General features: G+C 58.7%; 13 protein-coding genes and 1 other RNA gene. 4 read left to right on the top strand and 10 right to left on the bottom strand.

Annotated elements, in window-relative coordinates; genetic code table 11:
• Positions 1-2: 2 nt before the first annotated feature.
• Complete coding sequence (gene rplM, locus AWB69_RS29665) at positions 3-431, bottom strand: 50S ribosomal protein L13 (protein ID WP_031357525.1); 429 nt, start codon at positions 429-431, stop codon at positions 3-5.
• A gap of 644 nt (positions 432-1,075) precedes the next feature.
• On the opposite strand from rplM, the gene AWB69_RS29660 reads away from it, so the two are divergent.
• Positions 1,076-1,498: an OsmC family protein gene (locus AWB69_RS29660; protein ID WP_062090395.1), complete on the top strand. Its 423-nt coding sequence runs from the start codon at positions 1,076-1,078 to the stop codon at positions 1,496-1,498.
• Between the two features lie 76 nt (positions 1,499-1,574).
• Here the strand turns inward: AWB69_RS29660 and rnpB are convergent.
• The 3 genes from rnpB to pyrC form a co-directional block, all read right to left on the bottom strand.
• Positions 1,575-1,992, bottom strand: an RNA gene (gene rnpB, locus AWB69_RS29655) — RNase P RNA component class A.
• A gap of 46 nt (positions 1,993-2,038) precedes the next feature.
• On the bottom strand, positions 2,039-2,929 hold the full coding sequence (locus AWB69_RS29650) for a DUF3025 domain-containing protein (protein WP_082913645.1): 891 nt from the start codon (positions 2,927-2,929) through the stop codon (positions 2,039-2,041).
• A 61-nt stretch (positions 2,930-2,990) separates the two neighbouring features.
• Positions 2,991-4,076: a dihydroorotase gene (gene pyrC / locus AWB69_RS29645; RefSeq protein ID WP_062090418.1), complete on the bottom strand. Its 1,086-nt coding sequence runs from the start codon at positions 4,074-4,076 to the stop codon at positions 2,991-2,993.
• A 383-nt stretch (positions 4,077-4,459) separates the two neighbouring features.
• On the opposite strand from pyrC, the gene AWB69_RS29640 reads away from it, so the two are divergent.
• Both AWB69_RS29640 and AWB69_RS29635 read left to right on the top strand, forming a co-directional pair.
• Positions 4,460-5,362 (top strand): class II glutamine amidotransferase, encoded by a 903-nt coding sequence (locus AWB69_RS29640; protein WP_075644013.1) that lies wholly within the window; start codon positions 4,460-4,462, stop codon positions 5,360-5,362.
• Positions 5,363-5,454: 92 nt separating this feature from the next.
• Positions 5,455-5,808, top strand: coding sequence for a YegP family protein (locus AWB69_RS29635; RefSeq protein ID WP_062090394.1), 354 nt, complete (start codon positions 5,455-5,457; stop codon positions 5,806-5,808).
• A 124-nt stretch (positions 5,809-5,932) separates the two neighbouring features.
• On the opposite strand, the gene AWB69_RS29630 is transcribed toward AWB69_RS29635, so the two are convergent.
• The 6 genes from AWB69_RS29630 to AWB69_RS29605 form a co-directional block, all read right to left on the bottom strand.
• Positions 5,933-6,658: an amino acid ABC transporter ATP-binding protein gene (locus AWB69_RS29630; protein WP_062090393.1), complete on the bottom strand. Its 726-nt coding sequence runs from the start codon at positions 6,656-6,658 to the stop codon at positions 5,933-5,935.
• Positions 6,655-7,332, bottom strand: coding sequence for a glutamate/aspartate ABC transporter permease GltK (gene gltK, locus AWB69_RS29625; RefSeq protein ID WP_062090392.1), 678 nt, complete (start codon positions 7,330-7,332; stop codon positions 6,655-6,657). Before gltK ends, AWB69_RS29630 begins: the two co-directional genes overlap by 4 nt.
• Entirely contained in the window at positions 7,332-8,072 is a 741-nt protein-coding gene (locus tag AWB69_RS29620) for an amino acid ABC transporter permease (RefSeq protein ID WP_062090391.1), read from the bottom strand. Before AWB69_RS29620 ends, gltK begins: the two co-directional genes overlap by 1 nt.
• A gap of 69 nt (positions 8,073-8,141) precedes the next feature.
• The gene (locus tag AWB69_RS29615; protein ID WP_062090390.1) at positions 8,142-9,035 is read right to left on the bottom strand and encodes a glutamate/aspartate ABC transporter substrate-binding protein; all 894 of its coding nucleotides are present in this window, start codon (positions 9,033-9,035) and stop codon (positions 8,142-8,144) included.
• A 282-nt stretch (positions 9,036-9,317) separates the two neighbouring features.
• Entirely contained in the window at positions 9,318-10,640 is a 1,323-nt protein-coding gene (locus AWB69_RS29610; RefSeq protein WP_062090416.1) for a Glu/Leu/Phe/Val family dehydrogenase, read from the bottom strand.
• Positions 10,641-10,749: 109 nt separating this feature from the next.
• Positions 10,750-11,718: a LysR family transcriptional regulator gene (locus tag AWB69_RS29605; protein ID WP_062090389.1), complete on the bottom strand. Its 969-nt coding sequence runs from the start codon at positions 11,716-11,718 to the stop codon at positions 10,750-10,752.
• A gap of 394 nt (positions 11,719-12,112) precedes the next feature.
• Here AWB69_RS29605 and AWB69_RS29600 point away from each other — a divergent pair, with 394 nt between their 5' ends.
• Positions 12,113-13,504, top strand: a complete 1,392-nt coding sequence (locus AWB69_RS29600) for an MFS transporter (protein WP_062090388.1) — start codon at positions 12,113-12,115, stop codon at positions 13,502-13,504.
• The last annotated feature ends 358 nt before the right edge of the window (positions 13,505-13,862 follow it).

The raw sequence follows: 13,862 nt of genomic DNA, 5'->3' as shown, positions 1-13,862 counted from the left end.
CTTTAGATCTCGAGCGCTTTAGGCTGTTGAGCCGTATGCGGATGCGTTGCGCCAGCGTAGACCTTGAGCTTCTTGATCATCGCGTAGCCGAGCGGACCTTTCGGCAACATGCCCTTGACCGCTTTCTCGAACGCACGGCCCGGGAAGCGTTCTTGCATCTTGTTGAACGTCGTTTCGTAGATGCCGCCCGGATAGCCCGAGTGACGGTAGTACTTCTTGTCAGTACCCTTGTTGCCCGTGACGCGCAACTTGCTGGCGTTGATGATGACGATAAAATCGCCAGTGTCGACGTGCGGGGTGAACTCGGGTTTGTGCTTGCCGCGAAGTCGGGCGGCCACTTCACTGGCGACACGTCCGAGAACCTTATCCGTCGCGTCAATCACGTACCATTCACGCGTCACCTCATGGGCTTTTGCGGAAAACGTCTTCATGATCGATCCAAAAAATAATTCTGCCCTGCTTTGTCCCGCTTGTATGTTCGTGCGCATCGAGGCGCGTGCGGGCTCTCCCTGTTTCTCGTCCACGGGCATGGTGCGGATAGAGAACTTTGAATTATAAGGGAAATTTTGATGTGAAGTCAAAACTTGCCTGTTCGGCAACGAATGTCCATCCTGCCGGCACACAAATCGACGTTAAAACAGACGAAAAGGCGGACGAAAAAAAGCCCGAGCCTTGGGCTCGGGCTGAATCCACCTAGGAGGAGGTGGAGGAGACGCTGTGTGTTTGTCGGACTGCGACAACCAGTAAGAGCAAGTATATGAAGTGCTTTTGTGCAAAGCAAGTAAATTTGCATTATGGGATTGAATTTCATAATGCAAAATATAGAAACAACCCGTCATTAGATTGTTTATTATTTACAATCAATCACTTAGATAAAATTTAAAAGCATCACAGGGCAAATTGCGATCGAAACTCCTCACTCATGGTAGGGAAATCTCGTATTTGTCTTACATATCGCAATGCAACAATGCTTCGTTGCAAACGCAAACGCGCGCACTGCTGCGATTCCTACAATCAGCTAAAACGCTACAATCAACGCGATTAGACAAGTGTCTTATGGCACCGGAGTTTTCTCATGGAATGCAAAGTTAGCTGGATGGGACAGGACGGCATGGCGTTTGCCGCGGAAACGGGTAGCGGCCATCTGGTCACAATGGACGGCGCGCCGGAAGGCGGTGGTCGCAACCTCTCGCCGCGGCCTATGGAAATGGTCTTGCTCGGCACGGGCGGCTGCACGGCGTACGACGTCGTGATGATCCTGAAGAAAAGCCGCCAGGAAATTGCGGGCTGCTCGGTGACGCTCAAGGCCGAGCGCGCAAGCGAAGACCCGAAAGTGTTCACGAAGATCCACTTTCACTTCACGGTAACGGGCAAGAACCTGAATCCCGCAACGGTCGAACGCGCGATCACGCTCTCGCACGACAAATATTGCTCGGCGTCGATCATGCTGGCGAAAACGGCCGAGCTGACGCATTCCTTCGATATCGTCGCGAGCTGAATTCCGGGCATCGAAGAAGAAACAAGAAGCGAAAAAAAGCCGGCGTCAGTACTGACGCCGGCTTTCTTTTTGAATCTCACAAAGCAGGCCGATAAGCCGGATTCTGTGCACGCCTCACGCCCGAAAGCGTAACGCGCGTGGCAGCCATTCCTCTAGTCGCGCCATTACTGACGCGCTCAAGCTTCCTACCCGCAGACGAGACGGAGGCACCGTCCTGCATCGCGAAGATGCGCGCCTGCCTACTTGGAATTGCTCCGGGTGGAGGTTACCTTGCCGGTCTGCCTTGCAGCAGCCGCGGTGCGCTCTTACCGCACCGTTTCACCCTTACCTGATCCCCGGACTTCCGCCCGGGGCCATCGGCGGTTTGCTTTCTGTTGCCCTGTTCCGCGTGTCGCCACGGATGGCCGTTAGCCATCACCCTGCCTGGTGGAGTCCGGACTTTCCTCGCCCTCTCCGGCCGAAACCGGAAAAGCCGCGGCTGCCTAGCCTACTTTGCGACGCCGATTTTAGCATGGGGTCAGCGCGGCCTCGCTGTCAGGCTCATTGCGCAGGTTTTGCCCGCGATCGACGGCCGGACCGGAAGACCTGAGGGTCATTGTAGAAAGACGGGGTTTCGTTTTCGGGCCACCAGCCCGGCACACCCAGCACGGGCAGCGGCGTGAAATATCGGCTGGAAATGGCTTCGCTGTTTAGCCGTTCAGATACTGCGTGGTCGAGGATCGCGCGACGCTCGCCATCGGTAGCAGAGAAATACGCTGGTTCAACGTCTACGATCCACGCATGCCCTGTGCACGCTTTATATGGTGCAACGAGCTTTTCGAGCAACGCGTGACCGAAGATGCGCGCCTCGCATCGAAGACCCCAGGATGCGCGTTGCTCAACAAGCAGCGTGTGCCAGTCGAATGCGCGAAGCGCGGCGGCGAGCGACGCGTCTGCACAGGCAAAGAGGATCGCGTTTTCGTCGAAGAGCGTGAGGGCGTCGCGCGCCGCGCCTCGAGTCGGGCCGATACCGAGCACATCGATTTCCGCAGCCTGCCGGGCGTTCAGCGCCGCCTTGATGCGCGGATACTGAAACCATATCGAGCCATTGAAGAAATCGTGCAGGTTGTGGCGCGTGGGCACACAGCCGGTCCCGGCGATATGCCCTTCATACGATGCGCCCGCCGGCAACTCGTCCTGCGCGATGAACGACAGCGGCTTACCTCTTCCGGTTGTGCGCGGGTCGCGGTGTGCGTCGGCATTAAGTGTGGAAAGATAGGCTGAGTAGCTAACGAGTGCAGCCTGGCGCCAGCGCTCACCGCGCTCGGCAAGCGGCGCCAGCCACGGACAAGACCAGTCGATGTCCATAAAGCGCTGCGCCGCGCAGGCATCGAATGGCAGGGACGCTGGTTCGGCGTTTTCGGGCTTCAATGAATTTTCCCGGTCGGACATACGAGTCGCCAGAATGGCGCGCGGGTTACGTCCAGCAAAAACCGGCGCGCCCCGGCAATCGTCACTCCATTCGCCAGCCAATCGATTCGCCACCGCCCAGCGGCACGATTTCATCATCGCCTGCCATGAATTCCGCCGGCAGCGTCCAAGGTTCCCGGCGCAGCGTCACGCGCTCGGTTGCACGCGGCAAACCGTAGAAATCCGCGCCGTGGAAACTCGCGAAACCCTCGAGCCGGTCGAGCGCGCCGGCCTGATCGAAGGCTTGCGTGTAGAGCTCCAGAGCGTGCAGCGCCGTGTAGCAACCCGCACAGCCGCACGCATGCTCCTTCAACCCCTTCGCATGCGGCGCGCTGTCCGTGCCGAGGAAAAACCGCGGATTGCCCGACGTGGCCGCCGCGAGCAGCGCCACGCGATGCGTCTCCCGCTTGAGCACCGGCAAGCAGTAGTAATGCGGCCGGATTCCGCCAACAAACAGCGCGTTGCGGTTGTACAGCAGATGGTGCGCAGTCAGCGTGGCGCCGGTCGGGCCGTCGGCATCGCGCACGTAATCTGCGGCGTCCTTCGTCGTGATGTGCTCGAACACGACCTTCAGCGCGGGGAAATCACGGCGCAACGGCGTCATCACGCGGTCGATAAATACCTTCTCGCGATCGAACATGTCGATGGCCTGGTCCGTTACTTCGCCATGCACGAGCAGCGGCAGGTCGTGCTTTTGCATGGCCTCCAGCGTTTTTGCGCATTTCGCGATGCTCGTGACACCGGCATCCGAATTGGTCGTCGCCCCCGCCGGATAAAGCTTCACGCCATGAACAAAACCACTTTCGCGGGCGCGGCGAATTTCATCGGGCGGCGTGTTGTCGGTGAGATAAAGCGTCATCAGCGGCTCGAAACGCGCACCCGGGCCGTCCTTGGGCAACGCCGCCAGGATGCGCCCGCGATACGCCGCCGCCATCTCGGTCGTCGTCACCGGCGGCCGCAGGTTCGGCATGATGATCGCGCGGCCGAACTGCCGCGCCGTGTGCGGCAGCACAGCGGCCAGCACAGCGCCGTCGCGCACATGCAAATGCCAGTCGTCGGGACGTACGAGCGTGACGGAGTCAACAGCGGAGTCAACGGAAGATGCGGAAGCAGGCGTGGAAGCGGACATTGGCGTGATAACGATGAAAATAATCGGATGACGAAACGCAGGGGCAGTGGTGGCCGTGAAAATCAAGAAGCATGAACGCGCACGGGAAACATAAGCGGGGCCGAAGCGCGCTTCAACCTGCGCAACACCTATTCGCTATAAATATCGGCCGGCCGGTTCAGCGAATCAAGTGCCGACACTGTGCGCTGAATGAAGCTGCCAGCGGCAGCTCCCAGCCCACTCGGTCAGTTTTTCTCCCGCAAGCCAGCCCATACCGTGGAAATTCCACAACGATGCCACCCTGCAGTCGAAAGCCGCGATTTTTTGGCGGTTTCGTCGGTGCTATGCTTTGGCTAGCCGTATTGTAACGGTTAGCTCCATTCACCCAGTCTGCAGCCTCAGCAATGTGCCAACTTCTCGGAATGAACTGCGCGGAACCAACGGACGTGACTTTCTCGTTCACCGGTTTCGCGGCGCGTGGCGGCGTTACCGACCATCACGCGGACGGCTGGGGCATTGCGTTCTTTGAAGACAAGGCGTGCCGTCTTTTCATCGATCACCAGTCGTCGGCCAGTTCACCGCTCGCCGAGATGGTAAAGCGTTATCCGATCAAGTCGAAAAACACGATCGCGCATATTCGCAAAGCCACGCAAGGTCACATCCTGCTTGAAAACTGCCATCCGTTCATGCGCGAGTTGTGGGGACGGCATTGGATTTTCGCGCACAACGGCGACCTGAAAGATTTCAAGCCCTGTCTGAATGGACAATATCAGCCGGTCGGCACCACGGACAGCGAGCTGGCATTCTGCGCCTTGCTGCAAGGCCTGCGACGCGAATTCCCTGGTTGCCAGCCGCCGCTGGACGAGCTGTTCGCGGCGCTGGAAAAGCTGACGCGTGAGATCACGCAATTCGGCGTATTCAATTTTCTGATGTCGAATGGCCAGGCGCTGTTCACGCATTGCTCCACGCATCTGTATTACCTCGTGCGCAGCTGGCCGTTCTCCACGGCGCATTTGATCGACGCTGATATGTCAATCGATTTCGCGAAGTACACCACGCCGGAAGATCGCGTCGCGGTGATCGCCACCTCGCCGCTCACTGACGACGAAATCTGGACACGCTTCAGGCCGGGCGACCTCGCGTTGTTTCAGCACGGCGCGCTGCTCAGGACGGTCAACGTTCCGGTGCCGGCGGACGTCGCGGAGAAAGCACGCGAACCGTTGTGCAAGGTTTGCGTTGAATCGGTGCTGCGCGCGGAGACCATCGAGACGACGGCGGATGTGGAGACTGAACTCGGGATAGAGTAAATGCGGAGTAAATGCGGAATAGTTTGAAGTAGTTTCGCGGCTGAAGGATCACCTGAACTCACGCTTGTTCCACTCTCCAGGGAGCTCATGCAATGTCAGGAAAATTCGTCATCGACAGAGCCCGCAACGGCCAGTTCTATTTCAACCTGCGGGCCGCCAATGGCGAACCGATCCTCAAGAGCGAGACGTATGTGACGCGTGCGTCGGCAGAACATGGCATTGCGTCGGTCAAGGCAAATGCGCTGATCGACGAACGCTACGAGCGCAAGACGGATAAAAGCGGCGCGCCTTACTTCAATCTGAAGGCCGGCAACCACGAGATCATTGGCGTGAGCGAGGCATACAGCAGCGCGGCGGCCAGGGATGCCGGGATTGAATCGCTGAAGAAGAACGCGCCCGATGCGGTGACACAAGACAACACGAAAGCCGCCTCGACCAGCCACTAGCGCCGGACCTCGAAGACAAAAAATGGCCGCTCCGGCTCACGCCGGAACGGCCATTTTCACGTTGTGCATGTTTCAAACAACGCGCCAGGTTGCCCGGCGCCAGCCAGGCAACCTGCATCAGCAATCAGTGCAGGATCTTCGCCAAGAAGTCCTTCGCACGATCCGACTTCGGGTTCTGGAAGAACGCGTCCTTCTGGTCGTCTTCCACGATCAAGCCCTTGTCCATGAAGATCACGCGATGCGCCACCTTCTTGGCAAAGCCCATTTCGTGCGTCACGCACATCATGGTCATGCCTTCCTGCGCGAGTTCGACCATCACGTCGAGCACTTCGTTGATCATTTCCGGGTCCAGCGCGGAGGTCGGTTCGTCGAAGAGCATGGCGATCGGATCCATCGATAACGCCCGCGCAATCGCCACCCGCTGCTGCTGCCCGCCGGAAAGCTGACCGGGGAATTTATCGGCGTGAGCGGAGAGGCCCACGCGTTCCAGCAGCTTCAATCCCTTTGCCGTTGCTTCGTCCTTCGAGCGCCCCAGCACCTTGATCTGCGCCAGCGTCAGGTTCTGCACGATCGTCAGATGCGGAAACAGTTCGAAGTGCTGGAACACCATGCCGACTTTCGAGCGCAGCTTCGACAGGTTGGTTTTCTTGTCGCCGATCGACTGACCGTTGATCGTGATCTCGCCCTTCTGGAACGGCTCGAGTCCGTTCACGGTCTTGATCAGCGTCGACTTACCCGAACCCGAAGGGCCGCACACCACCACGACTTCGCCCTTTTTGACTTCCGTCGTGCAATCGGTCAGCACTTGAAACGGGCCATACCATTTCGAAACATTCTTGAGTGAGATCATCGAGCGACCTTTTTCTGAAGACTTTTGACGAGACCGGATGCGACCAGGCACACCACGAAATAACAAGCGCCGGCGAACAGCACCATCTCGACGGTCGTACCGTCGCGATCGCCCACATTCGTTGCCGTGCGGAAAAAGTCCGCGAGGCTGATCACATACACCAGCGACGTATCCTGGAACAACACAATAGCCTGCGTGAGCAGCAACGGCACCATTGCGCGAAACGCCTGCGGCAGAATGATCAGCTTCATCGCCTGCATGTAAGTCATGCCAAGCGCGAACGCCGCGTTCACCTGCCCGCGCGACACCGCCTGAATGCCCGCACGGATGATTTCCGAATAATACGCGGCCTCAAATAACGAGAACGCGACCATGGCGGAGGCGAGCCGGATATCGACTTCCGCCGATAACCCCAGCACATTTTGCAGGAATTGCGGCACGATCAAAAAGAACCACAGCAGCACCATCACGAGCGGGATGGAACGAAACAGCGTGACATAACCCTTCGCGAACCATTCGAGCGGCTTGATGCCCGACAGGCGCAGCAGCGCGAGCACGGTGCCCCACAAGATCCCGAACACAAGCGCGAGCGCCGTGATCTTGAAGGTGATGATGGCGCCGGTCCACAGCGTGGGCAGCGAACTCAGCACACTGCTCCAATTGAAATGATGCATCACTTGCCTCCAATGTAGCCGGGCAACCGGGTCTTGGCTTCGACCCAGCGCATCAGTTGCATGACGACCAGATTGATCAGCATGTAGGCAAGCGTCACGGCAATGAACGACTCATAGGACTGCGCGGTGTAATCCACGAGCTGTCGCGCCTGAGCCGACAATTCCAGCAAACCGATGGTCGACGCCACGGCCGAGTTCTTGAACACGTTCAGGAATTCGGACGTGAGCGGCGGCACGATGATGCGGTACGCGACCGGCATCAGGATGTACCGGTAGGTCTGCCACTCGGTGAAACCCATGGCGAGACCGGCGGCGCGCTGTCCGCGGGGTAAAGCCGCAATGCCCGAGCGCACTTGCTCGCACACGCGTGCGCCGGTGAACAACCCGAGGCAGATGATGGATGACGAATAGAACTGCACGTTTGGCGGTAACTGCTTGAACCAGTTGCCGATGGAAACGGGCAGCAACTCCGGTATCACGAGATACCAGATGAAGAATTGCACGAGCAGCGGGATATTACGAAAGATGGCGACATAACCCGTGCCGATGGCGGCAAGCTTCCTGTTCGGCACGGTACGCAGAATGCCGAACAACGAGCCGACCACGAGCGCCACGACCCATGACGCGAGCGACACGGTAACGGTCACCCAGAAACCGGAAATAAGCCAACCGAGATAGGTTGTCGGCTCGCCGGTCGATACGGGGCTTAGGAAAACGCCCCAATTCCAGTGGTAGGACATGGACTCCCTCCAAAAGAAAACGGAAGAAGCAGCGCTCCTTCCGTTTCCATCAATCAAGCAGAACCGAGATTAGTCGATTGCCTTGTCGTTCGGGTTCTTGAAAAGCGCCTTCATGTCATCGCTTTCCGGGAAGGCCAGATTCAGACCCTTCGGCGGAATCGGGCTTTCAAACCACTTCTTGTAGATCTTGTCGCCTTCGCCCGAGGTTTCTACCTTGGCGATGGCGTCATCGACTACCTTCTTGAACTCCGGATCGTTCTTGCGCAGCATGCAGCCATAAGCTTCACGCGATTGCGGCGTACCGACAATCACGAAATCGCCCGGGTTGCTCGACTTTGCACGTTCGCCGGCCAGCAATGCGTCGTCCATCATGAACGCAACGGCGCGTCCCGTCGACAACGTCAAAAACGAGTCGCCGTGATCCTTCGCGCTGATGATGTTCATGCCCATGTTCTTGTCCTGGTTCATCTTGCGAAGCAGGCGCTCGGACGTGGTGCCAGCGGTCGTCACAACGGTCTTGCCCTTCAGGTCGTCGAAGTCCTTGATCCCCGAATCCTTCTTGGTCATCAGGCGCGTGCTGATCACGAAGATAGTGTTGGAGAACGCGACTTGTTGCTGACGTTCAAGGTTGTTCGTGGTCGAACCGCACTCGAGGTCGATCTGGTTACCCGTCACGAGCAGCAAGCGGTTTTGCGACGTAACCGACTTCTGTTGAATCTTCAGGTTCGGCATGTTGAGCTTTGCCTTGACGGCGTCGACCACCTTCAGGGCAAACTCATACGAATAACCAATGACCTGTTGCTTGTCGTCGTAGTACGAGAACGGAATCGACGACTCGCGGAAACCCAGGTAGATGTTCCCTGAATCCTTGATCTTCTTGAGCGTATCGTTGTTTTGCGCTTGCGCGCCCGATGCGAAAAGACCCAATGCAGCGAGCAGCAGCGCGGCTTTTTTAATCTTCATAATGGTTGATCTCCTTGGCGAAAACGGCGCAATTTTAGCAGGGTAATAAATTTGAAAGAATGAATGTTGTCCACAGTTGTTATTTTTGAGACACCCGCTGGCAGGTCCGCCTGAGCGGGTTCCAGCGCTTTCAATTGACCTTGGTTCTGCCCTAATTTTCTTGTGCTTTTTACGCGAAAAGCCCGTCGACGTCCCGAAGGACGCCGCCGGGCGTCTTGATGCTTTTCAAGTTAGCGCCGCTTCACGCAAGCATGCGCTCGCAAACGCTTCTGATGCGTGAAATCACGGATATAAGCCACGCATTTCGCGCGCTTGCAGAATTCGCGTACAGGCAACAATAAACGCCGCCGTACGCACTGACACCGAATGCTCGCTCGCCACTTGCCACACGGCCGCGAATGCTTCGCGCATCACGCGTTCGAGTCGCTGGTTGATTTCGTCTTCAGTCCAGAAGAAGCTCGAGAAGTCCTGCACCCATTCGAAGTACGACACCGTCACGCCGCCTGCATTCGCGACCACGTCGGGGATCACGAGAATGCCCTTGTCGTGGAGAATGTCGTCGGCTGCCGTTGTGGTCGGGCCGTTGGCGCCTTCCACCACGATCTTCGTCTTGATCTTCGGCGCGTTTTCTTCCGTGATCTGGCCTTCGAGTGCGGCCGGAATCAGGATATCGCTTTCAATGGTCCAGAACTCGTCCTTCGATACCGGGTCCGCGCCTTCGAAACCAGCCACGCCGCCATGTTTGCCGACGTGATCGAACAACGCGACGGCATCGATACCTGAGGACTTGTACAGCGAACCGGTGTGATCCTGCACCGCCACCACTTTCGCGCCGGCTTCCTGGAACAGCCGCGCAGCAATCCCGCCGACGTTACCAAAACCCTGCACGGCGACACGCGCACCTTCAATGTCGAAGCCGATCCGGCGTGCCGCTTCCGAACCCACGACAAACACGCCGCGGCCGGTTGCTTCCTTGCGGCCGAGCGAACCACCGAGCGAGATTGGCTTGCCGGTCACAACACCGGTTGCCGTCTGGCCCTGGTTCATGGAGTACGTGTCCATCATCCACGCCATGATCTGTTCATTCGTGTTGACGTCCGGCGCGGGAATGTCCTGGTTCGGTCCGATGATGATGCCGATTTCGCTCGTATAACGACGTGTCAGGCGTTCGAGTTCGCCACGCGACAACGTGCGCGGATCAACGCGGATACCGCCCTTCGCACCGCCGTACGGCACGTTCACGGCTGCATTCTTCACCGACATCCACGCCGACAACGCCATCACTTCGGAAAGCGTAACGTCCTGGTGATAACGCACACCGCCCTTGCCCGGACCACGCGACATGTTGTGCTGGACCCGATAACCTTCGAAGTGCGTGACCGTGCCGTTATCGAGTTCGATAGGGCAATCGACGATCAGGATGCGCTTCGGGCGCTTGAGGGTTTCAACCCAGCGCGACAGCGAGCCGAGATACGGCGCGACGCGATCGACCTGCTGGAGATAGTTGCCCCAGGGGCCGAGATGGGTGGAATCGAGATAGGAGGGAATGGTGTGCTGAACAGCGGGAACAGCAGAAGCGGTGCGGTCTTGTTGCGGCGATGACATCGAAACCCCAGCGTTGTGTGGAATGGCTTCATTGTCGAAAATTCGGATATTGAAATCCAATGCCGTTTCATCATTGCGTTATGTTTATCTAGCATAACGCCTGTGAGGCTCACGTGATGGGGGTTTCCGCAGGTCTCGACAGCTCCTCGCCCACTGCTTCCCAAAGATTACGCATCAACGCTTGCCGGGGATCATCGCCCTTCGATGCCATTTTGTCTCGATACAAGCGGATTTCCATCGTGAGCGTGAACCGACCCGCCGGTGTTCCGCGGGTTCCCCGGTCGAGCCGGATCAGACTGCCTTCGTCGACCTCCTTGGCCACGGCGCTATGCGGCAGGAAAGCCACGCCATGACCGGCCAGCGCCATCGCCTTGAGGCCTTCGGCCATGTCGGTTTCATACACCTTGTCGAGATAAAGACGCACCGCCGAGGTCGCGATGATCACCTCCGTCATCCGGCCAAGGTAAGCGTTCGGCGTGTATGAGAGATACGGCACGGGGGCGTCGGCGGTAGCGGGCAGCGTGTAGCGCGCGCGGCCGCCCTTGTTCACGGACGAGAACGGGCTGATGGGTTCGGTGCCAAGCGTCAGCATGTCGTAGCGGGCGGGATCGAGCGCCATCGGATGGCTCGGATGGTGATAACCCATCACCAGGTCGCAGCCGCCTTCCACCAGCGACAACACCGCGTCGTGCACGTTCAGCGCGCGCAAACGTGTATTGATGCGCCCAAGCCGCGCTTCTATATGGTGTAGCCAGCGCGGGAAATAGGTCAGCGAGAGCGTGTGCGGAACCGCGAAATCGATGGTCGCATCCGGCACGCCCGTCTGCCCTCGCAACAGCGTGCGCGCTTCGTGGAATTGCGAAAGCATCGCGAGCGCCTGCTCGTAGAAGACCTGACCGGCTTGCGTGAGGCGCGTCGGGTAGACGGAGCGATCGATAAGATCCGTGCCGAGCCACGCTTCCAGCGCCTGGATCCGGCGCGAGAAAGCCGGCTGCGTAATGTGCCTCAGCTCAGCCGAACGGCTGAAACTCCGCGTCTCCGCGAGTGAGACGAAATCTTCGAGCCATTTCAGTTCCATGCAGCTCCTTCGGCCTGGTTGGGGATGCTCCCTGAACGCCCGGGCATTTTACCGTTCGCTCGCAGCGGCTTCATGCAGGCCGCTTCATGCAGGTCGCTTCATTAACAACCCAGCGCCCCGCACCATTCTCACGCGGCTCGCACACGCGCGGTGCTGCACCGCAGCGATAGCAGTGCGTGCAGCGTCACGTCAGGGCGAGCTCGATCGGGTCAAACGCCGGCGCCTATCGTGGTCATCCGGCGCAAAGCCGCATTGATGTTCGGTCTGCGGTTATCGGCTTAAAAGATGGATTTCGTTGGCATGATACTTGCAAATTGCTGTCGGCCGAGCGTCGACCGCGGTTCAGACCGGTTGATCGATGCCTCGGCACAGCCGCTCCATGCCCAGGATCCCGATGAAAAACCTGCTCACCTCTTTAAAGAGCGGCAACTGGCGCTCGCTGGTTGCCTGCTTCCTGTATTTCGATACCGGTTTCACCGTCTGGGTGCTGTATGGGCCGCTTGCGCCGTTCATCAGCAAGGACATCACGATGACCGCCGCCCAGCAGGGCTTTCTCGTGGCGGTGCCGGTTCTGGCGGCCGCGATCCTGCGCGTGACGCTGGGCAACCTGTACCAATCCACCGATGGCCGCCGCGTTGCGTTAATGGGTGTCCTGCTCTCGTCCATCCCGACCATTGTCCTGCCGCTGTTGTCCGGTACGCCGTCGTACTCGTTGCTGCTGGTGCTCGGCGTATTCCTCGGCATGGGTGGCGCGAGCTTCGCGGTCGCATTGCCTATGGCCGGCAGCAACTATCCGCCAAAGGTGCAGGGCCTGGTACTGGGACTGGCTGCAGCGGGCAACATTGGCGCGGTGCTGGACGGTTTCCTGTTCCCCCATCTCGCCGATGCCTTCGGCTGGAAACTCGCCACCGCCGCCGCATTGCCGTTGCTGGCGATCACGGCCATTGCGCTATTCGCGTGGGCGTCGGATGGTGGTCAGAAAAGCGGCAGCACATCGCGCGCAATGACCAGTTTCGCGATTACGCTCGTCGGGCTGATCGTGATGGTGCTCGCGGTGCACGGCGGTGTGTTCGGCGGCGGGCGCACCGGTGTCTTGCTGCTGCCTGTACTCGGCGCGCTGCTCGCCATTGCCGTGCTGCCGAAGCATTACCGGGCGGTGCTCGGCGAGCGCGATACGTGGGTTGTGATGCTGATCTACAGCATCACGTTTGGCGGCTTTGTCGGCATGTCTTCGTATGTGACGTTGCTGCTCACCAATCTCTATCAGATGCCAAAGATTGAAGCCGGTCTCTTCATGGCAATGCTCGCGTTCCTCGGCGCGATCGTGCGGCCGTTCGGCGGTTATCTCGCCGATCGCGTCACGGGCGTGCGTGCGCTGCTCGTGTTGCTGGCGGTGATAGCTATTGCCGACTTTGCATTTGCCGTCTGGATGCCGCCGGTAGCGGGAGGTATCGCGTTGCTGGTTTGTCTTTACCTGTGCTTCGGGCTGGGCAACGGTTCGACGTTCCAGCTCGTGCCGCAGCGGTGGAAAGGTAAGACGGGGTTGTTGTCAGGGATCGTGGGCGCGGCTGGCGGGATCGGCGGGTTCTATCTGCCCGTGATCATGGGGATGGCTAAGGAAAGTACCGGCAGCTACCAGATGGGTTTCGCGACGTTCGGCGTACTCGCGGTGTTCGCTTTCGGCTTCCTGCTGGCGCTGCGCTCGCAATGGCTGCGGTGGGCCGCGCCGGGAGTGGTAGCGGTCGGGCATGGCGGCGCAACGGCGATGGTTCACGCGACGGAATGAGGTCTAGTTCCCAGTCGACCTCACCGGCTCGATAGTCGCCTAAGAAATCGATCACCTGCATTCACCGAAGAAGCGTCCTTGTCACCTAATGGCATGGACGCTTTTTGCATGACCGATACAGATAGTTTTGTACGTATTTGTGTCACTTTAAGACTTCTCGTATATCAATCTTTGCCTCTTCCATACATTTTGTCGGCGCATCACTCGTTGAAGCGTTGCGCATTACAAAAAGGGAGGAGTCACATGTATTCGTTGTTACTAAACACCTGTACGCTTTCCGCGCCGGTGGATGGCGTAGTCTCAGAAGTGTTACCACACGTTCGCCAAACGACGCCTTGGCGCCAACGAGGCGGCCATA

It is taken from the genome of Caballeronia udeis (assembly GCF_001544555.2).
GTDB lineage: Bacteria > Pseudomonadota > Gammaproteobacteria > Burkholderiales > Burkholderiaceae > Caballeronia > Caballeronia udeis.
Note: the sequence above shows the minus strand (reverse complement) of the source record. Positions and strands in the feature narration are given on the sequence as shown.

Excerpts from the sequence above, each read along its gene's own strand:
- rplM (WP_031357525.1), bottom strand. The coding sequence starts at position 431 with ATGAAGACGTTTTCCGCAAAAGCCCATGAGGTGACGCGTGAATGGTAC.
- AWB69_RS29610 (WP_062090416.1), bottom strand. The coding sequence starts at position 10,640 with ATGTCATCGCCGCAACAAGACCGCACCGCTTCTGCTGTTCCCGCTGTT.
- pyrC (WP_062090418.1), bottom strand. The coding sequence starts at position 4,076 with ATGTCCGCTTCCACGCCTGCTTCCGCATCTTCCGTTGACTCCGCTGTT.
- AWB69_RS29630 (WP_062090393.1), bottom strand. The coding sequence starts at position 6,658 with ATGATCTCACTCAAGAATGTTTCGAAATGGTATGGCCCGTTTCAAGTG.
- AWB69_RS29660 (WP_062090395.1), top strand. The coding sequence starts at position 1,076 with ATGGAATGCAAAGTTAGCTGGATGGGACAGGACGGCATGGCGTTTGCC.
- AWB69_RS29615 (WP_062090390.1), bottom strand. The coding sequence starts at position 9,035 with ATGAAGATTAAAAAAGCCGCGCTGCTGCTCGCTGCATTGGGTCTTTTC.
- gltK (WP_062090392.1), bottom strand. The coding sequence starts at position 7,332 with ATGCATCATTTCAATTGGAGCAGTGTGCTGAGTTCGCTGCCCACGCTG.
- AWB69_RS29600 (WP_062090388.1), top strand. The coding sequence starts at position 12,113 with ATGAAAAACCTGCTCACCTCTTTAAAGAGCGGCAACTGGCGCTCGCTG.
- AWB69_RS29605 (WP_062090389.1), bottom strand. The coding sequence starts at position 11,718 with ATGGAACTGAAATGGCTCGAAGATTTCGTCTCACTCGCGGAGACGCGG.
- AWB69_RS29635 (WP_062090394.1), top strand. The coding sequence starts at position 5,455 with ATGTCAGGAAAATTCGTCATCGACAGAGCCCGCAACGGCCAGTTCTAT.
- AWB69_RS29650 (WP_082913645.1), bottom strand. The coding sequence starts at position 2,929 with ATGTCCGACCGGGAAAATTCATTGAAGCCCGAAAACGCCGAACCAGCG.
- AWB69_RS29640 (WP_075644013.1), top strand. The coding sequence starts at position 4,460 with ATGTGCCAACTTCTCGGAATGAACTGCGCGGAACCAACGGACGTGACT.
- AWB69_RS29620 (WP_062090391.1), bottom strand. The coding sequence starts at position 8,072 with ATGTCCTACCACTGGAATTGGGGCGTTTTCCTAAGCCCCGTATCGACC.